This window comes from Streptomyces graminilatus, assembly GCF_001418565.1.
Classification (GTDB): Bacteria; Actinomycetota; Actinomycetes; order Streptomycetales; family Streptomycetaceae; genus Streptomyces; species Streptomyces graminilatus.
The window spans coordinates 1-25346 of record NZ_LIQQ01000281.1 but is presented as its reverse complement, the minus strand read 5'-3'; the positions used below and the strand labels follow the sequence as shown (position 1 = coordinate 25346).

Annotated in this window: 24 protein-coding genes; 4 read left to right on the top strand and 20 right to left on the bottom strand. The window is 68.7% G+C overall.

What is annotated here, in order from left to right; all coding sequences use genetic code 11:
* The first annotated feature begins 295 nt into the window (after positions 1 to 295).
* The gene (locus AOK08_RS23685; RefSeq protein ID WP_055529573.1) at positions 296 to 1339 is read left to right on the top strand and encodes a phosphotransferase; all 1044 of its coding nucleotides are present in this window, start codon (positions 296 to 298) and stop codon (positions 1337 to 1339) included.
* Here AOK08_RS23685 and AOK08_RS23680 read toward each other — a convergent pair.
* From AOK08_RS23680 to AOK08_RS23640, 10 genes are all read right to left on the bottom strand, one after another.
* Positions 1326 to 2390: a glycosyltransferase gene (locus AOK08_RS23680; protein WP_055529571.1), complete on the bottom strand. Its 1065-nt coding sequence runs from the start codon at positions 2388 to 2390 to the stop codon at positions 1326 to 1328. The two genes, AOK08_RS23685 and AOK08_RS23680, sit on opposite strands and share 14 nt — an antisense overlap.
* A 7-nt stretch (positions 2391 to 2397) precedes the next feature.
* On the bottom strand, positions 2398 to 3012 hold the full coding sequence (locus AOK08_RS23675) for a hypothetical protein (RefSeq protein ID WP_055529569.1): 615 nt from the start codon (positions 3010 to 3012) through the stop codon (positions 2398 to 2400).
* Complete coding sequence (locus AOK08_RS23670) at positions 3009 to 3908, bottom strand: PIG-L deacetylase family protein (RefSeq protein ID WP_055529567.1); 900 nt, start codon at positions 3906 to 3908, stop codon at positions 3009 to 3011. The genes AOK08_RS23675 and AOK08_RS23670 overlap by 4 nt, the downstream gene beginning before the upstream one ends.
* The gene (locus AOK08_RS23665; protein ID WP_055529564.1) at positions 3905 to 4636 is read right to left on the bottom strand and encodes a glycosyltransferase; all 732 of its coding nucleotides are present in this window, start codon (positions 4634 to 4636) and stop codon (positions 3905 to 3907) included. The genes AOK08_RS23670 and AOK08_RS23665 overlap by 4 nt, the downstream gene beginning before the upstream one ends.
* The gene (locus tag AOK08_RS23660; RefSeq protein WP_055529562.1) at positions 4633 to 5514 is read right to left on the bottom strand and encodes a phosphotransferase family protein; all 882 of its coding nucleotides are present in this window, start codon (positions 5512 to 5514) and stop codon (positions 4633 to 4635) included. Before AOK08_RS23660 ends, AOK08_RS23665 begins: the two co-directional genes overlap by 4 nt.
* Positions 5511 to 6398 (bottom strand): glycosyltransferase family 8 protein, encoded by an 888-nt coding sequence (locus tag AOK08_RS23655; RefSeq protein ID WP_055529560.1) that lies wholly within the window; start codon positions 6396 to 6398, stop codon positions 5511 to 5513. The genes AOK08_RS23660 and AOK08_RS23655 overlap by 4 nt, the downstream gene beginning before the upstream one ends.
* A 157-nt stretch (positions 6399 to 6555) precedes the next feature.
* Positions 6556 to 6765, bottom strand: a complete 210-nt coding sequence (locus AOK08_RS23650; protein WP_055529598.1) for a hypothetical protein — start codon at positions 6763 to 6765, stop codon at positions 6556 to 6558.
* Positions 6762 to 7205: a hypothetical protein gene (locus AOK08_RS43550; RefSeq protein WP_079054230.1), complete on the bottom strand. Its 444-nt coding sequence runs from the start codon at positions 7203 to 7205 to the stop codon at positions 6762 to 6764. Before AOK08_RS43550 ends, AOK08_RS23650 begins: the two co-directional genes overlap by 4 nt.
* A 182-nt stretch (positions 7206 to 7387) precedes the next feature.
* A complete protein-coding gene (locus AOK08_RS23645) occupies positions 7388 to 8599 on the bottom strand; it encodes a helix-turn-helix domain-containing protein (RefSeq protein WP_241827062.1) in 1212 nt (403 codons plus the stop codon).
* Between the two features lie 95 nt (positions 8600 to 8694).
* Entirely contained in the window at positions 8695 to 9363 is a 669-nt protein-coding gene (locus AOK08_RS23640; RefSeq protein ID WP_198539353.1) for an HAD-IA family hydrolase, read from the bottom strand.
* A 319-nt stretch (positions 9364 to 9682) separates the two neighbouring features.
* On the opposite strand from AOK08_RS23640, the gene AOK08_RS23635 reads away from it, so the two are divergent.
* Positions 9683 to 12148 carry an NACHT domain-containing protein gene (locus AOK08_RS23635; protein WP_079054229.1) on the top strand — a complete coding sequence of 822 codons (2466 nt, stop codon included), beginning with the start codon at positions 9683 to 9685 and terminating at the stop codon, positions 12146 to 12148.
* A gap of 406 nt (positions 12149 to 12554) precedes the next feature.
* On the opposite strand, the gene AOK08_RS23630 is transcribed toward AOK08_RS23635, so the two are convergent.
* From AOK08_RS23630 to AOK08_RS23610, 5 genes are all read right to left on the bottom strand, one after another.
* Positions 12555 to 14291 (bottom strand): relaxase/mobilization nuclease domain-containing protein, encoded by a 1737-nt coding sequence (locus AOK08_RS23630; RefSeq protein ID WP_055529554.1) that lies wholly within the window; start codon positions 14289 to 14291, stop codon positions 12555 to 12557.
* Positions 14288 to 14848, bottom strand: coding sequence for a MobC family plasmid mobilization relaxosome protein (locus tag AOK08_RS23625; protein ID WP_055529552.1), 561 nt, complete (start codon positions 14846 to 14848; stop codon positions 14288 to 14290). Before AOK08_RS23625 ends, AOK08_RS23630 begins: the two co-directional genes overlap by 4 nt.
* A 347-nt stretch (positions 14849 to 15195) precedes the next feature.
* Positions 15196 to 15990 (bottom strand): DUF2637 domain-containing protein, encoded by a 795-nt coding sequence (locus AOK08_RS23620; protein WP_055529550.1) that lies wholly within the window; start codon positions 15988 to 15990, stop codon positions 15196 to 15198.
* Between the two features lie 371 nt (positions 15991 to 16361).
* Entirely contained in the window at positions 16362 to 17651 is a 1290-nt protein-coding gene (locus tag AOK08_RS23615) for a DUF3631 domain-containing protein (protein ID WP_055529548.1), read from the bottom strand.
* Positions 17652 to 17884: 233 nt separating this feature from the next.
* Complete coding sequence (locus AOK08_RS23610) at positions 17885 to 18124, bottom strand: hypothetical protein (RefSeq protein ID WP_055529546.1); 240 nt, start codon at positions 18122 to 18124, stop codon at positions 17885 to 17887.
* A gap of 95 nt (positions 18125 to 18219) precedes the next feature.
* On the opposite strand from AOK08_RS23610, the gene AOK08_RS23605 reads away from it, so the two are divergent.
* Both AOK08_RS23605 and AOK08_RS23600 read left to right on the top strand, forming a co-directional pair.
* On the top strand, positions 18220 to 18900 hold the full coding sequence (locus tag AOK08_RS23605; protein WP_241827061.1) for a helix-turn-helix domain-containing protein: 681 nt from the start codon (positions 18220 to 18222) through the stop codon (positions 18898 to 18900).
* Positions 18897 to 20438, top strand: a complete 1542-nt coding sequence (locus AOK08_RS23600) for a site-specific integrase (protein WP_055529544.1) — start codon at positions 18897 to 18899, stop codon at positions 20436 to 20438. Before AOK08_RS23605 ends, AOK08_RS23600 begins: the two co-directional genes overlap by 4 nt.
* Positions 20439 to 20629: 191 nt before the next feature.
* On the opposite strand, the gene AOK08_RS45885 is transcribed toward AOK08_RS23600, so the two are convergent.
* The 5 genes from AOK08_RS45885 to AOK08_RS23580 all read right to left on the bottom strand — a co-directional run bounded on the left by AOK08_RS45885 (position 20630) and on the right by AOK08_RS23580 (position 24864).
* Positions 20630 to 21202, bottom strand: coding sequence for a hypothetical protein (locus tag AOK08_RS45885; protein WP_157876762.1), 573 nt, complete (start codon positions 21200 to 21202; stop codon positions 20630 to 20632).
* Complete coding sequence (locus AOK08_RS43545) at positions 21199 to 21729, bottom strand: RNA polymerase sigma factor (protein ID WP_079054228.1); 531 nt, start codon at positions 21727 to 21729, stop codon at positions 21199 to 21201. Before AOK08_RS43545 ends, AOK08_RS45885 begins: the two co-directional genes overlap by 4 nt.
* Positions 21726 to 22130, bottom strand: coding sequence for a hypothetical protein (locus AOK08_RS23590; protein ID WP_055529540.1), 405 nt, complete (start codon positions 22128 to 22130; stop codon positions 21726 to 21728). The genes AOK08_RS43545 and AOK08_RS23590 overlap by 4 nt, the downstream gene beginning before the upstream one ends.
* 139 nt (positions 22131 to 22269) lie before the next feature.
* Positions 22270 to 22488 carry a hypothetical protein gene (locus tag AOK08_RS23585; protein WP_055529538.1) on the bottom strand — a complete coding sequence of 73 codons (219 nt, stop codon included), beginning with the start codon at positions 22486 to 22488 and terminating at the stop codon, positions 22270 to 22272.
* Positions 22489 to 22713: 225 nt separating this feature from the next.
* Positions 22714 to 24864: a hypothetical protein gene (locus tag AOK08_RS23580; RefSeq protein ID WP_157876761.1), complete on the bottom strand. Its 2151-nt coding sequence runs from the start codon at positions 24862 to 24864 to the stop codon at positions 22714 to 22716.
* Between the last annotated feature and the right edge of the window lie 482 nt (positions 24865 to 25346).

Here is a 25346-nt window from a genome sequence, read left to right as displayed (position 1 = left end):
AAGCGTCCGGCAAATCGCCTCCACCTTGGTATCGAGAAGATCGAGTTTGATCTGGCCCAGGTCCACCGTGGTGCGCAGGAACTCGTTGAAATGGTCGGCGAGCTACATGGTTGTCCACAGATTCGACCGGCTCGACACTCCTCGTCGCTACTCCAGTCCAGGCGTCACCACTGACAACGCGCTGCCGCTGGGCCTGAGAGCCAGACCACTGCCTGGCGGCTCCGCCCCAATCCGTTCAGCCTCCGGGTCTGCGATACGCACACAGCCTCCCTGAGCAGCCTCTATCGTCCGTCATGTGACTGATGCGATCTCGGCAGGCAAGGCCGATATTCCGGAGAGCTTCCTCGTCGAGCTGGCCAGTGCTTTTGAGCTCGGCGAGGTCCGCGAGCGCCGATATCTTGCCGACGGGCTGATGAACGCGAACTGGAAAGTGGACACTCCGGCCGGGGCGTTCGCACTGAAGCGGGTGACCGATGTGTCGCTCGATCGGTTGGGGCGCAACCTCGGGGTGCTCGCTTCGCTGGCCGCTGACGGGCTGCCCGTCACTGCCCCCGTGGCTACCGCTTCCGGTTCTCTGGTTGCCGAGGTCGGTGGCGGGGCCTGGTGCCTGTTTCCGTGGGCGGACGGCGCCCACGTCCGCGGTGTTGACCTCACGCCGGGCCAGGCTGCCGATCTGGGCGTTCACCTGGGCCGCCTGCACGAAGGACTCGGCCGGGCCTGCGCGCAGGGACTGCTGCCCATGGTGCCCGAGGAGATGACCGCCGACGTTCCGAGCCCGGAACGGGCGGTTGAGAAATCGGAGCGGCTGTCCGGAGCGGTCCAGGAGAAAGGCGCCGGTAGTGCCTTCGATGTCGCGGTCACGGCTGCCCTGGAGCAGCGGCGTGAACTGATCGTCAAACATGCGGACCGTCGGCCGAAGGACACAGTCCCCGCGGGCGGGCACGGGTGGACACATGGTGATGTCCAGTACCGGAATCTGCTGTGGGAGGGCGGGGAGTTGATCGCCGTCCTCGACTGGGATCGGGTCGGTGTCCGGCCCTACGCGGAGGAGGTCGTGCGGACGGCCCAGGTGCAGTTCGGGGTGGATGGGGTGCTCGACCTCGCACATGTGTCGGCGTTCGTCCGTGGTTACCGGTCCGTGGTACCTCTGGAGGTGGAGGCCCTGGCGGATGGTGTGCGTCGGCTGTGGTGGAAGCGGATGACGGACTACTGGCAGCTGGAGTTCCACTACGACCGCGGTGATCACTCCTTCCAGGAGCTGTTCATCGCGGACGAGGCACTGCTGCACTGGTGGACCGACCGGCTCGGCCAGGTCGAGGACGCCTTCACCGAGGGGTAGACCGGGAAAGCCCCGAGGGGCAGATGCCCAGGGCTTCGAGGTCGGGCAGGCGCGGCTGCACGAACTGGGCCGCGTGCTGCTGGGCCGCCTCCCCGAGAGCCCCGTGACGGGCGGGGCGGATGGCACTCGCCCAGTCCTGCGGTCCGGCACTGCGCGGCATGACGATCCCGCTGGCTCCGACAGCCTCCGGAATGCCGCCCCGGTCGGAACCGATGGTCGGTGTCCCGTGCAGGGCAGCCTCGATGATCACACGTGGGAACGCGTCCTCCACCGTGGACGGCACCAGCAGAAGGCGGTGCGTGCGGTAGAGCGGGTCCATGTCGTAGACCCGTGGGACGTAAGTGACGTTGGGGTACTCAACGAATTGATCGGCGGTGTTCCACCACCCTTCGATCAGGGTGAAGTGTTGCTCGGGCATGTCACGGATGAGCTGGTGGAGTAGGCCGGAACCCTTCGCGGGAATCGGGTTGACCATCAGTACGGACGTGCTTCGTGGGGCCAGTGGGGCGTGCCGGAGGGGTGTGAAGGGCGGGTAGACGACACTGAGGCGTCCGCCGCCGAGCTCCGGAGCTCGGCGGCGGACGAACTCCGAGACGGCGAGTCCGTACTGTGGGCGGCCAGCCAGGACTCCGAGGCCCGTCTTCGACACCGAGTGCAGGATGCCGGCGACGAGCGTGGTTGGCCTGGCCTGTTCGGCGATGTCGTCCGCGCCCTCCTGCGAGGTGATCACGATGTCGGGCCGGGCCTGAGCGAGCAGGTTGCGCAGGGCGAACGTGATCCGGTCCTGTGGTGCGGCGATGCAGTCCACACCGTTCCACTGGTAGCGCAGGACGCTCCGTGTCTCCTCGTACAGGGAGCCGTGGGAGTCGAGGAAGGCGCGGATTTGAGGCAACTGCGTGGTCTGGTCCCAGGGTGCCTGGTGGGAGCCGAGGTAGATGGTCCGCCAGCCGGATCTGGCCAGCTCCTCGGCGAGGAGCTGCTGGGTGACCTCGGCCCCGCCGATGAGGAGCGGGGGCGGTGTGCGCCGCCAGGCGAAGAGGACGGTGGGCATCGGTCGATCACCGCTTCCACGACGTGATGAGGGCTTCCACCCGGTGTGCGACCTCGGGCGGCGTGGCGTCGGCGGCGAGCACGGTCACCTTGCGGGAGACCAGTTGGTGGGTCTCGGAGACGAAGTAGTCGCGGGTCTGGTCGAGGAACCCGGGCTCGTGGAGGAAGTAGTCGGATTCCGCCGCCGTGTGCCCGGCGGCCTTGCGGCGCAGGCTCAGTAATTCGGCAGGCACGTCGAGGTAGAGGGTGTGATCGGGGCGGAGGAATGGAAGCTGTTGGAGCCGGTCGCGCAACTGGTGGTGGACGTCGAAGCCGAAGAGTGCGTCGAGGGCGTGGGCATGGGTGAGCAGGGTGTCTACGGAACGATCGAGGAGCACCACGGGCTTGGCGCTGGCCAGTGCTCGGCGGACGCGGACGCCCTCGATGGACATGAACGTCTCGAACGCGGCGAGTTGTGCGGCTGCGGACGCCGTACGGACCGGAGGAATGTCCTGGCCGGGGGTGATGTGGTCGACGTAGCAGTCCGAGACGAACGCACGGTCCTCGATGCCCTGTTGGCGCAGGTGAGCGATGGCGGTGGACTTTCCGGCGTAGGAGGGCCCTTCGAGGGCGATGACCTTCACAGGGACTCCGTCCGGTAGAAGCGCTCGGCGTAGGTCCCGGTGCCGGCCAGGAGATCAGCGGCAGTGGTCCACGCATGGCGGAACGGTCGGTACGCCTTCCGGGCCGGGTGCATCTGCGAGCCGTGCATGCGGAGAACCGTGACCTTGTCGAGGATGACGTCGGTGATGTCGACCAGTGACGGGCTGAGAGCCGGGCGGTCTGATCGCGTGCGGAAGAGGTGCTGGTCACAGCTGGTGAGCGCGTACGTGGACCAGAAAGCGAGGTCCTCCCAGAACCACCGGCATCCGAGACGGACCGCGGCTTCGTGTACGAGCAGGTGGTCGGGGTGGCGCGTGACGGCGGCGGGGGCCAGGAGTTCGGTGCCGGGGTGCTGGGCGATGATCTCGCGGAGTTCATCCGTGATGCGCTCCAACTGGCGCTTGTCATAGGGCCGGTAGGGCGGGTCGGCGTCCTTGTGGTCGAGGAGGAGCCTGGCGGCGGAGAACGGGGTGAGTGCGGCAGCGCCTTCCTGGCCGCGCAGGGCGGATACCGCCGCCTCGGTGGAGTAGGTGCCCTCCAGCGCTGGGTGGACACTGCGCGACCGGGTGAACACCGTAACCACGGTGAGCGGGCGAGGGTGGGCCAGAAAGGTTCCGGAGGCCGACAGGGCGAAGTCGTCGTGGTGCGGTTCGATGACGAGGACGGGCCGGCCCTCCGGGCGACGCGCCTCGATGTAGTACGAATGCCGGCTGTGGGGTGCCTTCAGCTCGATGACTCGGTCGTCGTCCGCACGGTGCCGTTCGCCAAGCTGATCGGTCCACTGTTGGTGTGCGCGGACGAGGTCGTCGGGGAACGTGTAAATACCCTCGGCGTCCGGTACGGGCAGATCCACTGGCGTGGCGGCCTGGTGGCTCATCGGACGGTGCTCTCGTACCAGTGGCGCCACATGCGCGGGGAGTTCAGCCGCAGGCGGGCGGTGACGGGGTTCTGCCACCACAGCATGCGCAGACTGGACCACTGGTCATAGCGGCGTGTGGACGGCCGTACGCGCAGTTCTTCCAGAATCTCGACCGGGGCGGCGGTGGCACCGCCGTGGGCGGCCAGCCGGGCGAAGAAGTCGACGTCCTCGCTCATGTACAGGTCGTCGCGGTAGCCGCCGATCGCCTTGAACGCCGTGGCGGTGGAGAACTGGGCGACGCCCTGCGCGCCTCCGTGGGCGGTGCGGTAGTGGTCCCAGTACGCGCACAGCAGGCGGGCGCCCAGGCGCTCGGGGGTGTACAGCGGAGGGATGGCGCCGCCGACGGCCCCCGAGTCCATCACGGCCGCCGCGGCGGTGATCGCCTCCGCAGGCAGGGCGACGTCGGCGTCCGTGAAGAAGAGCCTCGATCCATGGGCGGCAGCAGCGCCTCTGTTGCGGACCCGGCCGATGTTGCGGACGGTCTCGCTGATCACACGGACGCCGAAAGACGCGGCCATGTCGGCCGTCGCGTCGGTGGAGGCGTTGTCGACCACAACCACTTCGCCCTGCTCCCCGCTTGTGTCCTGCCACTGTGCGAGGGAGGCCAGGACCGTGGGGAGGTAGCGCGGCAGGTAGGCCGCTTCGTTGTGGGCGGGGATGACAACCGTGAGTCCAGGGTGGGTCATCGGAGGGTTCCCTTCTTCGGTACGGGTCGGAAGAGGTGGGGCGTCTGGCGACCGAGGTCGGCCAGACGGCTCGACCACAGGGCGTGGTCTGTGCCGGGGGCGGCGTGAATCAGAGAGCTGACCGTGTGGATGACGACCCAGGCCGCGAGGCGGGTGTCGTTCCAGGCAAGGGAGTAGGCCCCGGTGAGCGCGCTTCGGTCCCAGGGCGAGTGGGCGGCCGTCATGACGACGGCGTGGGCGAGATCCGATTCCCGGCGTCCGGGGGCAGCGTCGGTGAAGTCGACCAGGTGGGGGGTGCGTGCCGACCCTGCGAGGACGACGTTGTCGAAGTGAAGGTCGCCGTGGCACCACACGGTCGGCGCCGAGTCCGGGGCGTCGGCGAGGACAGCAAGGGCGGGGGCGATCTCGCCCAGCAGGTCGGGCGGGCAGTGGTGGGTCAGCGACGCAACGGTGTCGAAGAACGGTCGCCGGGGGATCGACGGCGCGACGGGTGCTCGGTGAAGCCGGGCGAGAAGACCGCCGAGATCCCTCAGCGCCCGGGCGCGTGGAATGTGGCCTGCCTGGACGGCCGCGCCGAGGGTGAGCGTCCCCAGGTCCGCCATGATGAGCGCCGTCGCCCCCTCGTCGGACATGGTGCCGCGGCCGAGGACATCGGGAACGGGTACCGCTGTCGCGGCGGCCCTGATCGCCCTCGCCTCGGTGAACGCGTTGCGGCGGGCCGTGGGCGCGTACAGCTTCACGATCACGTGCCGGCCGTCATGCAGGGCGGTGCGGTAGACGGCGATGCGGGAGCTGGCCTTCAGTCGGTCCGCAGATCGGGCGGGCGTCCCGAGGAGGGTGGCGCAGGCCCGGGAGACCATCGTCGGTGGCCTGGTCATCGCATCCCCGCCGGCTCGGGATGGGCCGCGCCCAGCGCGCGGACGTGCCGCATCGTGCACCGCAGGAGTGCCCGGTACTCGCGGACGTCCTCCGTCGGGGGACATGCCGCCTGCCACGGCTTCTCAGGGCCGACGAAGTGGACCACCGCGGCGTTCGGATCGGAGCGTAGAGGCCGGGCGACGACGCGGCGGACCCAGTTTCCGCGTTCGAGGTACCGGCCGACTTCGAATCGGTTGAACTCCGGGTCGACCTCGCGCACTCTCCCGTGGTGCAGAAGCCACAGGTTCAGCGCGTCCTGGTCGTTGTGCAGGATGTGCCTGCGCTGCTGGGACAGGACACGTTGGACGCCCGCCCTGATACCGGAAAGCTCGGAGGTGCGGGTCCACAGCAGACCGGCGTTGTAGTAGGGGCGGCCTTTGAGGTGAGGCCATCGCTCCGCCGCGCCGGGAAGCGCGGGGGATGCGCCGACCACCGGGTTGAACTCGTCGCGCACAGCGCCGACTTCCCCCGGGAGGAGGTCGTGGAGGGGAACGGTCAGATCTCCGCGCACGAGCGTGTCGGCGTCCACGTAGACCAGGTAGGGGCGGCGGACGAACGCGGGCGTGAACTCGAACCGCAGGTACGTCGTGAGGGAGATGTACGAGGCGTCGGCCATCCGCGAGGCGCGCAGCGGTGAGCGACGAGCGACGTCGAAGTGTCCGAAGCCGACGCGCTTGGCAAGGTCGGCGAGCAGGACCATGTGCGCGGGAGCAAGGTCGAGGGTGAGAATGCGCAGGGCCGCGCTTCGACGTGCGCTGGGGGCGAGACCGTCCGCCAGACCAGCGATCGTCACGAGACCGGGCGAGAGGTAGTTCTGGTCGATGCACAGGCCGAACGCGTACATGTTGGAGCCCCCTTCCGGGCAGCGACGGAGCCGTAGGCGGTGACATGCGTCGGGTGGTGGCGGGCGGATGCCGTCGCCACCTGGCCGACGAGCCGCCTGCCGAGGCGCACCCGGACGCACCGTTCAACGCGCCCGGCGCGGACGCTGCGGCGGCCCCTCACCAGGCGTCCTGTCCGCTGCTGAAGCGGGAAGCGCGGGTTTCCACGACGGTGAGCGAGTCGGGCTCGACGGTCTCCCACTGAGCTGTCATGGGACCCCACCGAGGTCGCAGGACCCAGGTCCCGCTGCGTCTGATGTCGGTCACGATCGCCTGCTGGCCCGCGGCGTCCTGGACGACGTCGCCGACTTCGGCCCGCGCCCGGCTCACCACGACGCCTCAGGGGCGAGGTGCCCGTACGGAAACCATCCAGCTGCTCCTTCGAGGAGCGCTCGACGGCGAACCTGCTGGCCGGGAGTGCGGCGCGGTGGCCCGGGCGTCGCTTCCGCGAGGAAGCCGCCTCGGTCGCGGATCAGGACACCCAGGGCAGCGAACTGCGCTGCGTCGAGAACTACATGGGAGGCGGCTACGACGACGATGCCACGGATCAGACCGGACGACAGAGCGCCTGCCATGGCCGACCAGCCGGGCCGGGTCTCCAAGGGCACGGTCGGGTCGGTGTCGAACCACGCGCCGGCCACGTGCCAATGCCGGGCGTCGGCGTATTGGCGCGTACAGCGCTCGGCCTCACGTACGAGAGCCGCTGTCGCGGCACAGGAGTAGACGGCGACCGGGACGTGTCCGAGGCCGCCGAGTAGGGAGTTCGGCATGTCCCCAGCGTGCTGCCGGAGGTGTGCGCGGAACAGGCACGTCCCGTGGCTGCGGAAGAGGTTCGCAGAGCCGGTACCGCCATGCCGCGTGCGGGTTCCGGCAGTTGGTGGTGGGGTGTGGCGTCATGGAGCGTGGCAGGTACCGCACCGGCTCGTCGTCAGGCTGCCACGGGTCGTGGCAGTCAGCGGACGCCCAGGGGCACTCCTGCTGCGTGGGCCAGTCCGCGCAGGCGACTGACCGGGAGACCGGCGAGGCGGGAGATGATCACTCCGGGCAGCATCTGATGCTGCACCCATCCGGGTGCCATGGCGCAGACCGCTTCGAGAGTGTCGGCGGCCCGTTCCCACCGCTGGCATTCCACATGGGTCAGGGCGACGTCGAGGCCGTAGCGGGCTCGCGTGGCCAGGGGGACGGTGTCGTCCAGCCTGATTGTGTCCATCAGCCGCAGGGCTCCTGGGATATCGCCGAGGGCGACGGCGATACTCATGGCCTGCGTGGCGGCGTACAGCGGCCCGTAGGGCTGGGCATGTTCCCCACGAGCGTGCTCGGTACCGAGGCGGGCGCCGACGGCATGGGCCTGGGACAGGTACTCGCGGGCCGTCTCCGGAGAGGAACCGCCACGGGAAGCGGCCACGGCCGCATTGGTGACGAGCTGCCCGTACACCGAGAGCCGATCCGGGTCGTGCTCCGACATCTTCGGCTCGATCCGGTCAGCCTGGGCAGCGGCCAGCGAGAAGCCTTGCGCCGTCCGCCCATCGCGAAGGTTGACCCACGAGATGGTGGCGGCAAGATGAGCGTCGCGCAGATCGTCACCTGCCTGTACGGCGATCTGGCGGCCGTAGGTGAGCGCCGCGTAGGCGAGATCTCGTGATCCCCAGACGTTCGCGGCCATTCCGGCAGTCTGGAAGGTGTCGGCCAGAACGCCGGCCGCGGCTGCCCTCTCGTGCGTGTTCGAGGCGTCGTACCGCGCGCGGGCCTCGGGTAACAGGGCGCCGAGCAAAGCCCCCAACTCTGTGTATCGCCCCTGCCAGTAGGCCGCGTCGGCATGCTGGACGACGGCCCGGAGTTCGTCGACCGTTCCCGGCTCCACGTCGGAGGAGAAGCCGATGGCGGCGTCATGGGTCGCGGCGGACAAGGTGCGCAGGGCCGCCCGTTCGTCACGGTCCATCGAGCGACGGGGCTCCTGCTGCCCGAAGAGGACGGCGATGTCGGTACCGAGGGCCGAAGCGATGGACAGCAAGGAGGGCAGGGAAGCCGTGCCGCCGCGCTCCAGCTTTCGAATTACGCCGACGGATACGTCAGCGATCTCGGCCAACTTCTCCTGCGTCATGCCGTTGCGGAGCGCTTTGAGTCTTTGGGCGGTGGTGTACTCCGACCATTTCATGACAGCCATTTCCTCCTCTGCTCCGCCAGGAAGTGGACCGTACCGACTTCTGGGGCGCGGCCGACAGCCCGCGTCCGCGCCGGGTCCGGCCCCGGCAACTGAAATCAGCCCTGCACGGGTACCCCGGCGGTCACACCGAGCAGGCTCTCCAACTCGGACACCGCCGTGTCCTCGTTCGTTGCGAGGACGGTGGTGATCCCAAGTGCTTCGGCGGGAGGAAGATTCACCGGGTGGTCGTCGACGAACACGCACTCTGTCCCAGGAAGGCCAATACGGTCCAGGGTCAGTTGGTAGATCGCCGGGTCCGGTTTCGCCATGCCGACCACTTCGGAGATGACGTGTACATCGAAGAGGTCCCAGATGCCGACGTGCTCGTACGGGTTGAAGGGCTCCAGGCCGAAGCTGTTCGACAAGAGGGCGAGCCGGTAACCCGCCTCCTTGGCAGCACGGGCGAGTGCGGCCATGCGTTGGGCTGCGGGCACCTTTGACCAGGCACGGCCCATCAGGTTCGCCGGGTCGATGTGTGTGCCGAGCAAAGCGGCCGTCTGCACGTTCCACTCGTCCTGGCCGAGCTGCCCGATTTCCAGCGCCGCGTACAGACGCCGCCCGTCGGCGCTGTCGTTGAGGGCAGCACGCCACGCCTCCGCGTGGAGCCCCTCGGATTCGGCCCACAGGCGGTGGGTCGGCCTCGGATCAGCGGTCAGCACTCCGGCGAAGTCCAGGATGAGCCCGCGCAGGACTCCGGGCTCGTCGGTACCGGCAGGCATCGGCATGGCTGCGAACGTCCTCTCCATCGACCTCAAGGAAACGCTACCCCGTGCGAGGGCAGCGAGAGATCCCTGGGCATCCGAGCCGAGTGGCCAACAGCGCTGGCAAATTCGGGCAGTTGATCACGGCGGAGCAGCAGTCGAACTTGTCCTTTGACAGCGAACCTAATCGCTATGCCATCCAACTCAGTCGACGTCGTCGGCGTCGGGCGAGGACCGCATGCCAGGATGCGGCGGCCAGGGCGCCGGGAAGGCGGCGACACCTGTTCTCCCGCTGCTCGTTGGTCCGGTGAGCACATGACCGCACCAAAAGGATCGCGCCCGTATGAACCGCCGTACCCGTTCCGTGTGGGTTTGTTTGGCTGCAGTGGTAGTTGCTGGTGCCGCCTGGGGCGGCGCGTTGCTGTTGCGGAAGCGGGGCGATCCGGTGTCGCCTGAGGCGTACGTGGCGGTGGTCGCGGCGCTGGTGGCGGTGGTGACCGCCGGGGTTCCGTGGACCTGGCGGGGCCCTGAGGTGGTCGGCGGGACAAGCGGCGGCCAGCGAGCAGATGCAGAACAGGTGCTGTCCGATGCAGTGCGGGAGCAGTGGTCCCGGGAGGCGGTGTTCCGGCAGCTGTTCGACCCGTGGCCGGTGGCTGTGGTCTGGACACCCGTCGGCGGAGGGGCGGAGCTGGCCGACCACGCGGAGCTGACCGGGATGCGGCCCGGGGTCCGGTTCTCCGGGGCGCAGGAGCTCGCCGAATTCTGGGCCGACTTGGCTCGGAGGCGGACTGTGCTGGTCGGCGACGCGGGCAGCGGGAAGACGAGTTGCGCGGTGCTGTTCACACTGGCATTGCTTGAAATGCGCCATTCGCCGGATATTCCCGTCCCGGTGATCCTCACAGCGTCCTCGTTCCGGCCCGAGCGGGAGTCCGCCGAGCGGTGGCTGCGCCGGCAACTGCTCGCGGAGTATCCGGTGCTCGGTGACCGTGAGCGGTTCGGGCCCGATGCAGCCGGGGACCTGCTGGCGCGGCACAGGGTGGCGCCCGTGATCGACGGGTTGGACGAGCTGGAGCCGGAGCGGCGCACGCGGGTGCTGTGCTCGCTCGTTGAAGGGCTGGATCCGCGGGCACCGTTGATGCTGACCTGCCGCAGCCGTGAGTACGCCGAGGCGGTCGCGGAGTGCGGGGTGCTGCCCCGTGCGGCGGTGCTCGCGCCGTCGCCGGTGGCACCGGCGGAGGCAGTGCGGTCGCTCGCGTTGTGCGACCAGCCGGGGCCACGTCAGGCGGCTTGGCGCAGGGTTGCCGAGGAAGTCGCGGCCACGCCGGACGGTCCGCTCGCCTCTGTGCTCGCCACCCCGCTGGGGGTCAGCCTCGTGCGCGCGCACTGTGTGGAGGGCACCATCGATCCGCGCGAGCTGTTGGACCGGCACCGGTTCGCGGACCGGCACACGCTGCAGCGGCATCTCCTCGGCACTCTGGTGCCCGCGCTCTACGCGCGGGCCGCCGCCCGCGATCCACAGGACGTGTACGGGGGCTCGCCGGAGCGCGCGGAGGGCTGGTTGCGCTTCCTCGCCGGCGCGATGGCACGCCAGAGGACCCGTGACCTCGCCTGGTGGAAACTGCATGACACCTCCGGGGCCACCCGTTCCACCTGGGGCGTCGGGGCCTTCGTTGGAGCGCTTGCGGTGGCGGTGACATTGCCCGGGCTCGTGGACTCCGCGAAATCCAATCCCGCCGTTCGCGACTACGGTGACCCCTGGGTTCCGCTGCTCGTCCTACGGCTGCTCTCCCTGTTGCTGATCGTGCCGAGCCTGCTGCGGCTCGCACGGCACCGGCCCAACCGAGTACGCGACGCGGTCGCAGTGGTGACGCTGGCCTCGATCGCCCCGGCAGCGCTCGCAGCCGCCTACACCCTCGTCTATGTGCACGACTCACCCAGTGGGCCACTGCTGTCGGCACTCCTCACCATCGCGGTGCTCGTCACACAGTTCCTGCCGGTGCTCATGGTGGCGGGGCTCCCCTCCAGCCCTCGCCAGCCTCGGCGCGGCCACTTCTCCACGCGGGCATGGCGCGCGCGACTCCGTTCCAGCACTCGTAGATTCGCGACGGTGACGGCGGTGGTGGGGGCGGCATCACTGACGGTCGAATCGATGAATTTCTGCCTGCAATCCCGTGGTCAATTTCAATTCCAACCGGTCTGCGCGGCCGGAAACATCGATTCGGCGTTGGCAGTAGGCGCCATCGTCGGAGCCATGGCGGCGATGGCGTACTGGTACGAGAGCACAGGCGTGCAGGCTGGGCAGGGGCCGTCCACGCCCCGCTCCTCGCTCCGCCACGACAGGCGACTCGCGTGCGCGTTCATCGCGGCCGGCGCTGCGCTCGCCCTCGTCGACACAACCGTCACCTGGGTCATGGCGTCGATGAACAGCCGCGCTGTGCCGCTCAGCGAATTCGCCCTGCTGCTCCTGCAGGATCTTGTCGGCACCGTCGGCCCGCTCGGGGCGGCCGTTGCCGTCATGAGCACCTGCTGGCCGTACTACACGCTAGCCCGCCTCCGGCACGCCCTTGCCGGACACCTTCCCTGGCGGCTCCAGGCATGCCTCGCGGAGGCACACCGGCTGGGCGTGCTCCGCCAGGTAGGCGCGGTCTACCAGTTCCGGCACGCACTGCTGCAGGACGAACTGGCACGCCCGCCCGTGCCGACTCCCAGGGCCCGCGACGGACGAGACTCCTCGCGCGCCTCGGCCACTGGCACGGGCGGACAGCCGGACGGCCAACAGGCGTCGCCTCCGGGACACGCCCCATCTTGAACAGGGCCGGCCGGGCCCGGGGTTCGGACGTCCCCGCCGACCTTGCAGGTTCGCGAGCCCACAGCCCAGATGCGCGAGATACCGCCGTCGGCACTGAGGGCGAACGCGGCCCCAGCAACCGTGGCGCCTCCGAGCCGGGCTACGAGACCTGGCCACCGCTGACTTCCTTGACCGAGAGGGCAAGGCCCAGCGCCTGGCCAGCAAGGCGCAATGCGGCCGAGCGCTGACGCGGCTGACTGGCCGCAGACGGAGATGCAAATCCGACGGTGGGCGAGCGCGCGGTGAGCCATCCGCAAGAGCAGTACCGGCGTCAGTGATGTCTCACAGCCGAATTGACGGAAGAAGCCCATGCGTGATCGCCGGAAGGCATTTACGTCACGCCTTCGAGAAGCCGGATTTGGTCTCCTTACGGCTGTCGTCGGTTGCTCGGCTTTGCGGGCAGCGGAATCGTGGCGGTCCGTGCCACGTGCGGCCCGACGCCAGCCATGGGCGAGTTCATGGTGGTGCGTCGGCGGGCCGCCTCAGCTCGGCGGTTGGGGGCGGGGTTGCGGCCGGTGTGCTGGATGCGTGTGATCAGGACGCGAGCGGGTTGGCGGGCTGTGGTGAGTTCGCGTCGGGCCGCAGCCTCCGTCAGGAGCTGGTGCGGTCGGTGGCCTCGTGCTTCGGCGTCGGAGAGGACGGCGGCCAGGGCGGGCCAGCTGGTGTCGGAGAGGATGCGGTCCGCGTGTGTAGGGAGGGCGGCCCGTACGTCGTGGGCGTGAGTGAGGCGGACGGCCTCGTCGGGCCGACGGGCCGTTAGCTCGGTGAGTACGGGGGCGAAGGTCCGGTCTGCCGCCGCCTGAAGGTGCTGGACGGTTCGACGAGCGGCGTCGGCCTGGTGGGCGTGGCCCTTGGCCTCGTGCCAGCGCCCGGCGAGTATCGCTGCCCAGAGCATTGCGGCGACCAAGGCGGCGAGTGCGCTCCCGTCGGGCCCGGTGGCGGTGTGGACGATGTCGCGGGCCGCGCTCCGCAGGGCGTGTGCGGCGCTGTCTTCGGCTCGGATCTGGGATCGCTGGGCGCGTGCGAACGCCTGGCCGGCGACGCGCAGTTCGTGGCGGAGATCGGCGGGAGCCTTCTGGGCGGCGGCCTCGATGAGTTCACCGAGCGCGGTGGCCTGGCCTTGTGCCTGGGCGTCCGACCATGAGGTGGTGCCGTATGCGTCCGCTTGGAAGATCTGGAAGATGTCAAGGGCTTCGGTCGCCTGGTGCCAGGGGGTGGTGGATCGGTCGCGTCGGGCGGTGGGGTGCTCTTCTGGGGTGGTGCTTTCCAGTCGTGCCCGCAGTTTCGGCAGGGAGAGGTCAGGGGCAATCCTTCCGCCGGCGTGGAAGATCTGCTCGCCGTTCTCGGCCAGGTCGCCGGGGCGGCCTGCCACGTAGCCCAGAAGGTCGCCGGACGGCCCTCGGCGCCCCTTGACCTCGACGCCATCGGCTTCGAGGTAGGCGAGCAGTTCCTCGACGGTGCGCGCGTGCGGAATGGCCGCGCGGATGCGGTCCTGGAGCCACTCGGGACTGGTCTGCTCCCAGCCGAGGCGGGCCGCCTTGTGCATCTCCGCTTGACTGGGACGGCGGGTGCCGGTGCCGTCGCCCTTCTTCAGCTGCCGCAGCCCGTAGTCCTTCTCGATCTCCCGGCACGCATCACCGACGCGGACACCGCTGCCGTGGAGTTTGGGGCGGCGACCGTCTTCACGGACGGTGGTGGCGAGGATGTGGATGTGGTCGTCGGCGTGGCGTACGGCGATCCAGCGGCATCCGAGGTCGTCGCCGGCGGGGGCGATACCGGCGGCGTGGACGATGCGCTGGGCGATCTCCGCCCACTCGGTGTCGGAGAGGTGTCGGTCCTCGGGCGCGGAGCGGACGGGGCAGTGCCAGACGTGGTCGGTGACGGGCTTGCCGAACTCGTCGTTGCGCAGCCGGACCGGCTCGTCGAGGTAGCGGGCGAGTTGGGTGAGGGTGGCACTCTCGTCGCGGCCCGGGTCGGGCATGCCGAGCATCGCGTAGGCGGTCACCAGGTGCGGGTCGAGGTGTTCGTCATGGCGACCGGGACCGTAGAGGTAGGCGAGCAGGCCACGGGTGTTGGATCCGGTCGGTTTGATGGCGGCGATCACGCGAGCGGGCCCTTCGTCGGGTCGGCGGGCTCGCGCAGCGCCTCGGCTATCACGGAGAGCAGGTGCTGAAGCTCATCGAGGTGGCGGCGCATTTCGGGTGGGGTGAGATCGCTGTTCAGGGCGCGGGCGATCTGGTTGACGTTGACGCCGATCCGGTTGAGCTGACGAAGCACCTGGGCGCGGAACTCGTGCAGGCGCCGACGGTCCTCGGACAGAGGGAGATTCGCGGTGAACCGCCCGTCCAGGAAGGCCAGTACGACATCGGCCGCGAACCCGGACTCCCCCTTGTAGCCGTGCTCGGCCGCGACCTCCTGGAGCAGGGCGCGCTCCTCACCGAGGAAACGCAGCGGACCGACGCGTTCTACGCGCTTGTCTCCGCTGAAGCGGCGGATCGTGGGCTGCGCGCTCTTCACAGTGGGCTCGCCCGCAGCAGTCTCGGCAGCGCGAACGCGGCTCAGGGTCTCGCGCTGGACGTCATAAAGCGTGTCCAGGTCGGAGCCGCCCTCGGCCCCGACTCCCTGGCCCGGCGCCCCCTGGCGCCGGGCCGTCTCCGCCACTCCCGGGGCGGAGACCCCCGAAGACCGGCCATGAGTCGGACTCGGGGTACTACTGGCTCCGCCAGGGGCAGCCCGTCCGAACGCCTGCCGCAAACGTCCCAGCAGCGTAGGGGACTTCACCTGAGGCAGGGAATCGTCGGGAGTGCGGTCGGGGTGGTCCGGGTGGTGCGTCACGAGCGGTTCTCCGGAAGTGGTCGCAAGGGTAGGTGGGGCGCCGGGGAGGGGTCGGCAGGGTGTTGGTGATCGGCGCCCCCTCCACAGGTGTGGATAAACGGGGGCGGGTGGGGCTGTGACCGACTGGCAGGGGGTGACCGGAAGCAGTTCCGGCGACCCCGTCGGGATTCCGGTCAGTTGCTGTCCGGACCTGCCCCAGCGGCTTCGATTTCAGGCCGGAGGATCTCCATCACCTCGGTCTGCCGCTCACTGCCGATCGTCAATTCCCTGCCCTTGACGGCCTTCCGGAGAAGGGACCGGCTGAGCGTGCCGTGCTCAGCGATAGCGATCCGGCCGATCTCCACAAGATCCTCAACCGTGGCGCTTGCAGGACGGCCACCGCGCGACTTGCTCTCCGAAACCCGGACCGGTGGTTCCAGCGGCCCGGCGGACGTGGTCGCCACCATGTCGGCGGGCCGTACGGAAGGGGTGTCCGCATAGCCTGCGGGTTGATCGACGAGCTGGTGGATCTGCCGCATCAGGACACCGAAGGCCAGCAGCGCGGCTGTCGGGGGAACCGCAGCGACCACGTAGTCGAGCAGGGGCACGGCGCCGGTGCCACCCGTGCCGCTGACCCCGGCCACGTTGAGCGCGATGGAGCCGACCGATCCGGTGGCCGTGAGAGCGATCGCCCCCTTGTCGGTCACCCGGCGCAGGCCCGCGCGGAGCATGAGCAGTTCGCCCGCGACGATGAACGCGTCCAGGGTCGCCGGCCAGGCCCACTGGCGGGCCGGGGAGCTCTTGAGGCCGTGTTGTCCGGCGACCTCGGCGAGATGCGCGTACGAGAGCCAGAACCCACCGGCCGTAAGGGCCACGATGACCACGCCCGCTGCGATGAGCGTGAATCGCTCGGCAGCCTGCTTGGTCAGCATCGGCCGTCCCTCGTCGAGGCGGTTGTCCTGGCGGCTGGAGGTGGAGAGCTTGGTCAAGCGGGGTGCTCCTGGGCGTTGTTGGTGTGGTCCGTCTTTGCCGTCTTGGCCGTTGCAAGCGCAGGTCAGGGCAGGTACGGCATGGGGTTCGGTCTGCCGTCCCGGCCGATGCCGGAGGCGTTCTCCGACCTGTTCGGCCGGGACGGCGTAGTGGTGTGATGCCGTCCCGGCGGCTGGCGCCCTGACCTGCGGCGATACGGCGGGGACGCGCGGGACGGCACAAGACGGATCGGGACATGGTCCTGGTCAGGCAACGCGCTCATCATGATCGCGTTGCCGTCTTGACCCCGGTTGCCGTCTTGTCTGCATGCCGTTTGACCTGCGAGATCACGGTAGGGACGGCAGGGACGGTCACCCGAGGGGTGCGGGGCTCAGCCCGAAGCGGTGGCGACGGGCTCAGGGTCCACCGGGTGGACGGCGGGGCAGTAGCGCCGCCAAGCGTCGAGGAACTTGTTGCGCATGTAGCCCTTGCGCTGGGTCCCGTCGGCGAGGCGGACGTTGCCGGGCTTGATGACGTACGGGCTCAGCATCCTGGCCAGTTCGCGGGCATCCAGTCCGTTGCGCCCCCACTCCGCCCAGGGCGCCTCGACGTCCTGGCGCAGGTGGTACAGCAGCTCGTCCGTGGAGAGGCTGTCCACCTCGCGCTGGGCGGCGAAGACCCTGCGGATGTCGGCGAGAATCCGGGCTCCGCCGGGCCGTTCCTCCTCCGCCTCGACCTCTGCGGCCACCATCCGCGCACACGCCGTACGGGCCCGACGAGGCCATGACCCGGCAGCGAGGTCGGCGATGATGACCAAGGGTTCCCAGGTGTCGGCGGCCCGGTCCTCCACCGGCAGGACCGGTTCCGCCTCCGCCGCCTCGTCCAGCGACGGCCGGGCCCATGCGGCGATGCGGTCCCGCAGTTCATGGAGCCCGGGGATGTCGCGGCGGGAGCGGAAGGGCTTGACGTGCTCCCCCTGGGCGCGACGGCGCATGCGGACCACGACCGACCGGTCCATGATCGTGTCGGGCAGGTCACCGATGCCCGCGATCGCGGCCATGGCGAAGGTGGCGAACCGGTGCGGGGTGTGGTCGTTGCCGACGACCCGGGTGACATACCGGTTGCGCTGGTGGCCGGCGTTGAGCAGGCCGCGCATCTCCTCGTTCTTCTCCGCCTGCTTCGGCGTGCCGAAGATGGTGTCCGCCTCGTCCACCAGGAGCGTGGGCGGCTCCTCGGTGATCGACCGGAAGACCGCGGCCGGGGTGGTGTTGATGGTGAGCATCGGCTCGTGGACCGTCTCGGTCAGCACGTCCAGCAGCCGTGACTTGCCGCACCTCTTCGCCGGCCCCACCACCGCCAGGCGCGGCGCGTGCTGCCACGCGGGCTGTAGATGCGTCGCCGCCACCCACAGCGTGACCGCGTCCAGCGCTTCCGGCGAGGGCAGGATCACGAACTTAGCTATCTGCGCACGCAGTTCGTCCAGCAACGCCGAGCCATGAGTCGGCTCAGGATCCGGCGCCGCTTCCTCGGCGGGTCGATCCGCCGAAGTGGCGTCAGGCGCAACGTCGTTGGCGGACGTCGGGGCTTCACTGGCGTGGTGGCCGAGTTGGCCGGGGACGGTGACGGGCGGCCACGAGGGCTTGTCGGAGTCGGAATAGGGCTCGGCTCCCGCATGTTCCACGGGGCAGCTCCTCGTCTGGCGGTGGCGGGCTTGTGCGCCCTTGCCGCCGGGTTGGTTCTTCCAGGGCCGGTCGGGGTTGCTGGGGTCTCCGGCGTTGCATCGCCGGGGACCCGCCCCCTTCTCGCGGGCACCAGGCCATCGCGAGGGAACACGGACGGTACGTCCACACCCGGCAACAGTCCAGCGCTTCTGTGTCAGCTCAGCGCAGAACGGTTTGCTACTCTGCCACCCCATCACGCCGCCAGGCCCAACAGATCGAGCAGATCCGCGGTCACGACCCGGTAGGCGTTGCCGAGCCTCAGTACCTTGCACGGGTACTCGCCCCGCTTTGCCAGCTCGTACCCCTTGCTCCGCCCGAGGCCCAGAGCGCGGTTGCCTGTCTCCAGGTCAACCGACACAGGGAGAGCAATCAGCTCTTCCCGACTCATCCCCTTCGAGCCCTTCGATCGTCCGGCCGTCGCGTCTTCGCGCATACAGCGCGCCCCTTTCGGTACAGCCCTCGGCGAACGTGTCCATCACATCCGGCTCCAGACGTCTACCTACAGGATGACCAAGCTAATGTGTCTCCATGACACAACGCGGTGTGGATGCTGATGAGGACGACGTTCCCGAGTGGGTGGACCGGGTCAAGGCCAACGTGGCCGGCGAAGTCCGGCGGAGAAGGAAGGAGATGGGGTGGAGCGCACAGGACTTGGCGGACCAGTGCGAGCAGCTCGGGCATCCCATCCCTCGCAACGTCATCGCCAACATGGAGTCCGGCCGCCGGGCCAGCCTTCCCCTGGTGGACGTCATCGTCCTGGCCGCCGCCCTGGAGACATACCCGGTCTGCCTGATCTTCCCGGTCGGCTACGTCGACCAGACCCAGGAACTCCCCTTCCAGAGCCTGGTGCCCACCTGGGAGGCTTTGCGGCGCTTCGTCGGTGACGAGGACATGCCCTCGTACGACGCGGGCCTGATCCCCGATTTCGAAGCACACGCCAGCCTCGTACGCACCGCCCTGGCCGCCCTTGAAGAAGAGGAACGGGCACAGTTCGCAGCCAAGACGGCAACCAACCGCGCCCAGCAGGAAGAAGCCGAGCGCAGGCGGACCAAGTACGCCGACGAGGCCATCTCCGCCAAGTACAGACTCCGCTACCTCCGCCGCGACATCCGCGACGAAGGCGCCACCCCGCCCTATCTCCCACCGGGACTGGGCGACGTCGACCCACCCGAACCCGAACCCAACACCACCCCGGAGGAACGCCTTTGAAGGGCTCCACCCACCGCCGCTGCTACTGCCGTGACACCGAGACCGGCAAGCCGCTCGGCAAGAACTGCCCCAAGCTCTCCAACCGCAAGCACGGCTCGTACTCCATACGCCAGGAACTCCCGCCGACCGAAGACGGCGCTCGCCGTTCCTTCAGCCGCGCCGGGTACGAGTCCCTCAAGGCCGCGCAGACGGACCTCGACCACGTCCGTTCCCTGCTGGCGCTGGCGGAGAAGGACGACCCCGACAGCCTCCAGCGCCTCGTCGACATGCTGGAGGAGGTCGCCGTCGAGAAGGCGTCGCTCCCAGCCATCGAAGAGACCCGGCGCCGTCTGAGGGCGGGCTTGGCACTCCGTGGCAACCTCACCGTCGGCGAGTGGCTGGACCAGTGGTTCGCCGCGAAGAAGCGCCGCAAGACCACGCTCAACGGCTACGCCTCCCATATCCGCGTCCACTTGAAGCCGCGCATCGGACGTGTACGCCTCGACCGCCTCAACGTCGGCCACCTGGTCGAGATGTTCGACGCGATCGCCGACGAGAACGAGGTGATCGCGGTCGAGAACGAGGCCCGCCGCGAGCAGATCGCCCGATGCAAGCCGAGCAAGCCCGGACGGCCTGTCGGAGCCGAGCGGAAGCTGCTCGCGGCCGAACGGGCCAAGCTGGACGAGATGAAGCCGTTCCGGAAGATCACCGGTCCGGCCAGCCGACAGGCGATCCGCCGCACCCTGCGCGCGGCCCTGAACTCCGCGATCGCCCAGCAGCTGATCACCTTCAACCCGGCGTCCCACGTTGAGTTGGAGTCCGGCAGGCGCCCGAAGCCCCTCCTGTGGACCGACGAACGCGTCCGGCGGTGGCGAGAGACCAGTCAGATCCCCGGTCCGGTCATGGTGTGGACACCTCAGCAGTTCGGCGCCTTCCTCGACGCAGCCGAGGGCGACCGGCTCTACGCGATACTCCACCTCATGGGCACCCGTGGCCTCCGGCGCGGCGAGGCGGTCGGCCAGGACTGGCATGAGATCGACCTCGACGTCGGCCTCATCACTCCCGCCAAGGAGATCGTGGTGGACGGCTGGGACATCTACGAGTCGGAGCCGAAGACGGACGGCAGCGCGAACACCATCGCGCTCGACAGTACGACCATCTCCGAACTGCGCGACCACAAAGCCCGCCAGGAGAAGGAGCGCGCGCAGTGGGGCGACGCCTGGCAGGACACAGGCAAGGTCTTCACCAAGGAGGACGGCTCCTGGCTGCACCCGGGGACGGTCTCCGAGACCTTCCGCCGCATCCTCGCCACGACCGACCTGCCGCCCATCACCCTGCGGGACCTACGCCACGTCACCGCGACGCTCACGCACGGAGGTGGCGGCGACATCCACACGGTGAAGGAGACGTTGCGGCACTCCACCATCACGCTGACGTCGGACACGTATACGAGCCTGCTCCCGGAGCTGGACCGTGAAATCGCCGAGAAAGCAGCGAAACTGATCCCCCGGTCGCGTCCGGCAACTACTGATTCATCCGGCTCGACCACCGCGGGGTGAAGGGGCGTTGGTTCGGTTCTCTGGGGCTCAGCCTGTGGCTGCGGCAAGTGACCTCGCGTTGATGCAACTCAGCGCTGCCGTTCCAGAGGTTATCCAGTACGACAGGTGTTGCGCAATCACATGCCGAGGTGAGGAGTGGTTGGTCGAAATAACATTTGAGGGTGCAGTTGCTTAACTGCACCCTCAAATGATCATCCTGTTCTGGGCGCTTCCGGCACTTCGCTCATTTCGGAGTTTTCTGCTTCGCGCGCTGCCGGTTCTGCGAGAACTGCGCGGGTTAGTCGAACGGCATGCGAGTGAGCTTTGGACCCGATCGTCTCTGACAGCCAAACCGAAACTCCCGCAATCGCCATGAAGAGCGAGGCGAGAATTGTCCAGGTCACTGAAGAGGCGCGCCCCATCGACGTGATGACGACAGTCGTCATTAGAGTGAGTGCAGGCAGGGCCGCAGGGAGGCGCCAGCCAAGAGCGTGTGAGCGCCTAAGCTTTGTTTCCCGAGGGGCCTTATTGGGATCCGGTTCTTCCAAAATTTGTGGTTGCGGGGAAGGGGACAGGTCAACGATGTTGTGTCCGCCTTCGTTGTGGATGTGGACCACGAGCGGCCGGTCGTGGCTGTTAGCTTCTTCGTCGAGGTTCTCGGCGTCCTCGATGATTGCGTCGATGCGTGCCGCTTCGGCGGGGTCGTTGTGCATCCGCTGGAGGGCCTGCATGAACGAATCGACGCGTGCCTCCTCGGAGCGGTTCTCTTCCTGGTCCTTGTTCACTGCTCCTCCTCCCCGCTGTTGTTGTAGTCAGGATCCACTTTCTCGCGCAACTTGTTAATTGCTGTATGCGTGTAACCTTTGACCGACCCTTCCGAAACTCCCATGGCTTCGGCGGTTTCCCTGACGCTCAACCGTTTGAAAAATCGTAGTCGGATTACTTGCTGTTCTCGGGGTGACAGATCTTTGATCGCCTCCGCGAGCGCGATGTGGGTGATGAGCTCGTTGATTTTGTCGTGATCGGCGATCTCGTCAATTTCACCGAAGTGGCGATTGTTTTCTTCTTTTTTGTTCTTGCTCCACCATGTTGCGCATTCATTCTTGGCGATTTTGTAGGCGTAGCTCACCGGGCTTCCCTCGCGGATGTAGGGCCATCTGCGCCGGACGGCAACGAAGACATCGTTGACGATCTCTTCAGCGACGGGGCGCGGAATCTTCCTACGGATGAGCCACCCGAGCATTACCGGACTGTGTTCACGGTAGAGATCGATGATCTCGTTGTCGTAGAGCTCTTTGTCTTTCTCGTTCACCTGGGCAGGTCACCCACCGGGAGTTCCTCCTGGCGCCCCTGCGGCGCGACGGTTGGGGTCAGGCCGCCATTGGCCTGTCCAAGAGCGAGCCGAGTGGACGGAAGAACGTCCGGTTCATCGGCCTGAAGCGGCGAGGGAATCGTGTCCGCCGTGTCCACGGCCTCGCGGCTGTCGGCACTCGGCGGTTGCGGAGCCGTGCGGATCACTCGGGTTCGGCCGCCGTCCTCGGACTCCATGAAGTCGGTGCCCGGGGCCAGCAGCGGGATGACGTTCGCGGTGGCCGCGTTGCGCTCCCGCTCCAGCTCGACGGCCGTGCGGTTCTTCGTCCGCTCGGTCATGTAGGCCCAGAAGCCGCCTCCGCCTCGGCGGAAGAGGCCGGTGGCCATGGTCCACAGTTCCATCGGAGGGGGTTCCTCTCGTCGCCTGCTGTTCTGCTTCGAAGGTGTAAAGGGCTCGACGAGCAGATCGGTTGGGGACGGCTTCGAGATTTTCTGGGCGGCGCCAGTATGGGCTGGGGACGGCGGCAGCTGGACGGCTTCGCTAGTGCTGGAGGTTGAGAGCCCGGGTGAGATCCCGGTTGGCGGCTCGGGCTGCCTCAAGCTCTTCCGCGCGTTCGTCGAGTTCACGGTTCTTGTCGACGAGTTCCTGCTCCAGCGCCGAGATGCGCCGCTGGAGGTGGTCGATGTCGGCCGAGGGACCCAGCCCGGATTCCTCCCAGACCTTCTGGCCCAGGGTGCCGGACAGGCGTCGCTCCAGCATCTGGATGCGCGACGTGAGGCGGGAGTTTCGGCTGAGGGCGTTGGCGAGGTCGGTCTGGAGCGAAGCACGGCGGACTGCCGACCCTCGTCCCTCCTCGGCCGGCGTGCAGGAAGCACGGCAAGAGTCCAGTAGTTGACCCGTTCGGCCCGCTACGGCGCATGGTCTCGGTTCGGGAAGTGCGGACCATACTCGGGCGACGTTGCAGCGATCTGTGGCGCCTGGACGTCAGGGGACGGCGGGAGTCGTGAATGTGGTGAGGAGCGCCCGGGCGCGGCTTCGGAAGGCTTCGTCCTCGCGGATGATGCGGTCTACTACTCCCGAGCGGATGACCCGGGCGTCGCCGTCGGCGAGGGTGGTCAGCCGACACAGGTGGTCGGCGGTCAGAGCTCGGACACCGAGGGCTTCCAGGGCGTCGCAGGCCCCCGAAGGATCGGCTTCCTGTTCGGCTGAACGCAGGACGGCCGCGGCGAGTGTGGTGCGGTCAAGTGAGGCGGGTTCCGCCACGCTGGTGAGGGCCAGCACCGCGGCCGGTGTCTGGGTCGGGTGGTCGAGAAGGGCTTCCAGGCGAGAGGTGAGCGGCCGCCCCGCCGCCCCGAAGAGTGCCGTCGTTCGGGCGGCCCGTATGAGGGACCACTGGGACCAGGAGTTGCGTGCGGCGCGGGCGAAGACCGAGTCCAGGGCAGCGACCGCTGTGGCGGCGTCCCCCGTGATGCGCCACAGCGCTTCGGCGAGTGCTACGTCCGCGTCCAGCGCGGGCGTGGTGGTGTCGCCGTCCGGGCCGCTGAGCGCCTCGCGCAGGGCGGACGCCAGGGCTGCCGCCCTGGGGCCGAGCGTACCGGCCGTCGCCGCGGCTTCCGTGAGCCGACGGCCACCGTGGCGAAACTCCCGATCGAGGCAGTCTGCCAGGAGCGTGTGCTCGCCGACGAGTTCGCACAGGGCCTTCGCCGCGGGGAGTGAGCCGCTTTCCGCCTCGGTCCGCAACGACGTGACCGCCTGGGCACGTTCGCCGGGAGTTCCGTCGGAGGCGATGGCGACGATGGCCCGGGCTGCCTGGGCCGGGAAGTGCGGGAGCATCATGTGCAGTTCGGCCAGCGCCGCCCCGGCCCGGGCGCCCCAACCTGCCAGAAGGCTCGTCAGCTGCCCTGGTTCGTTGCCGCTCAGGGCCTCGGGCTGGGAGAGGCGGTGCCTGAGCGCGTCGAGGAGCTCACCGTCGTACGGGAAGGCGCTGTCCGTCGGCCTCCGGAACCCGGCAGCCGCATCGAGCGCCCGCGGGCGTCGCCCGAGCCCGGCGGACAGCAGCGGTGCGGCCTGAGCGGGCGCGACCAGCACGAGCGCGGCCAGCGCCCGGTCCGCATGGTCGTCGTCCTGCTCCGGGTTCCGGCCGGCGAGCGGAACCAGGACGTCTGCGGCCGATGCGGCGGCGGTGCCCAGACGGCCCAGGAGGGATGACACGGCGACCACGGCGTTCTCGTCGACAGCCGCCGCGCGCAGACCTGCCAGCAGCCGCCGCGGTGCGCTGCGGGAGAGCATGCAGGCACGGTCGGCCGCCCACAGAGCCTCGGCCCGCACATCGGCCCGGCCATCGCGCAGGGCGGCGTCGAGGAGCGCGAACGCCGCCTCCCTGTCAGCGTCCCGGCCTCGGCTCAGCAGCTTCTCCACTACGGCTGCCAGAGGTTCGTTGCGTTCGAAAGCGAGGTCGGACCCAAGTGCGTCGGCGGGCAGAAGGGACAGCATGGTCGTGTGGTGGGACTCGGTCCAGGACCCATCCGCGTCGAGGCAGGCGAAGACGGCAGCCATGCGTAGCTCGGCAGGCTGGGACGGGTCCAGGACAGTGGCGGCTCCCGCCGCGCCGGCCGACGGGTCGAGCCGGGAAATCCCTGCCAACACCTCCGCGCGCACCGAGGGCTCCGGCTCCTCGTTCCAACGCGTACGGAGGGCGGGAAGCACGCGTGCGGTCGCGCGGGTGTGGGACGCTGCCCAGGCTGCGGTCCGGCGGGTCTCCCGCTCGGTGGCAGCCAACAGAGGCAGGATCAGCGGGAGTTGCTCAACCACGGCCGCCCGGACCGTGCCCGGTACCACGCCGTGCTCGTCATCGCTCTCGGCCATTCCCCCGAGCAGCATCAGCACATCTGCCGTCCGGTGACCGACCGCGGCGATCCTGGCCAGGAACGGAACCGCCTCCGCGCTGGCGGCGTAGACGGTCCCCTGGTGCAGCACGCATCCGTACAACTCCGACAATGCTTCGTCCCCCGCACCCTCGTCGGTGCCGGCCAGGGTCCTCAGGAGATCGGGGAGATCTTCCGCGCTGCCGTAGGCGTGGGAGAAGGAAGACCAGGGATGGCCGTCCAGGCCGTCGAGCGGGTGTACGAGTTCCATGCCGGGAATCGTGCCATCCAGGTCCGACATCGGGTCCAGCCGGTCACTTCAGGCGCTCAACATCGAATTTCAGCAGGTTTGACGCGGGCAGGACCGACGGCTTCGACCCACCTGCCTGTTGCCACTGCCGTTCCGTAGGGGCTCAGTCGTAGCCGACCCGCAGGCCACGGGCACATCCGCTCACGCATCGCTCACGCAGTGGCTTGAAAACGAAGCAGCGCCCGACCCGACCGAAGTCGACTCAGGCGCTGCGCAGCAGGTCAGAGGGGTTGCCCCCGCCACCCGCACCGTAGACCCTGTGGGACTCGAACCCACAACCAATGGATTAAAAGTCCNNTATCGGGTACACGGCCGGGTCACTTGCCGGAGCACTCCACGACCGAGTGCCGGCCCACGGAGTGAAATAGGCGCCCTCGCTACGGATCGACCGGTTCGGGCGCCCCAGCCCCAGCCGCCTCCCCCGCCACAGCCGCCTCCCCCGC

Bases quoted from the DNA above. Each gene is read 5' to 3' on its own strand.
- AOK08_RS23670 (WP_055529567.1), bottom strand. From the start codon at position 3,908: ATGAGCCACCAGGCCGCCACGCCAGTGGATCTGCCCGTACCGGACGCC.
- AOK08_RS43550 (WP_079054230.1), bottom strand. From the start codon at position 7,205: ATGCCGAACTCCCTACTCGGCGGCCTCGGACACGTCCCGGTCGCCGTC.
- AOK08_RS23655 (WP_055529560.1), bottom strand. From the start codon at position 6,398: ATGTACGCGTTCGGCCTGTGCATCGACCAGAACTACCTCTCGCCCGGT.
- AOK08_RS23590 (WP_055529540.1), bottom strand. From the start codon at position 22,130: ATGGAACTGTGGACCATGGCCACCGGCCTCTTCCGCCGAGGCGGAGGC.
- AOK08_RS23635 (WP_079054229.1), top strand. From the start codon at position 9,683: ATGAACCGCCGTACCCGTTCCGTGTGGGTTTGTTTGGCTGCAGTGGTA.
- AOK08_RS23580 (WP_157876761.1), bottom strand. From the start codon at position 24,864: ATGGAACTCGTACACCCGCTCGACGGCCTGGACGGCCATCCCTGGTCT.
- AOK08_RS23665 (WP_055529564.1), bottom strand. From the start codon at position 4,636: ATGACCCACCCTGGACTCACGGTTGTCATCCCCGCCCACAACGAAGCG.
- AOK08_RS23610 (WP_055529546.1), bottom strand. From the start codon at position 18,124: ATGCGCGAAGACGCGACGGCCGGACGATCGAAGGGCTCGAAGGGGATG.
- AOK08_RS23645 (WP_241827062.1), bottom strand. From the start codon at position 8,599: ATGGCTGTCATGAAATGGTCGGAGTACACCACCGCCCAAAGACTCAAA.
- AOK08_RS23660 (WP_055529562.1), bottom strand. From the start codon at position 5,514: ATGACCAGGCCACCGACGATGGTCTCCCGGGCCTGCGCCACCCTCCTC.
- AOK08_RS23680 (WP_055529571.1), bottom strand. From the start codon at position 2,390: ATGCCCACCGTCCTCTTCGCCTGGCGGCGCACACCGCCCCCGCTCCTC.
- AOK08_RS23640 (WP_198539353.1), bottom strand. From the start codon at position 9,363: ATGCCGATGCCTGCCGGTACCGACGAGCCCGGAGTCCTGCGCGGGCTC.
- AOK08_RS23585 (WP_055529538.1), bottom strand. From the start codon at position 22,488: ATGCTGGAGCGACGCCTGTCCGGCACCCTGGGCCAGAAGGTCTGGGAG.
- AOK08_RS23605 (WP_241827061.1), top strand. From the start codon at position 18,220: ATGACACAACGCGGTGTGGATGCTGATGAGGACGACGTTCCCGAGTGG.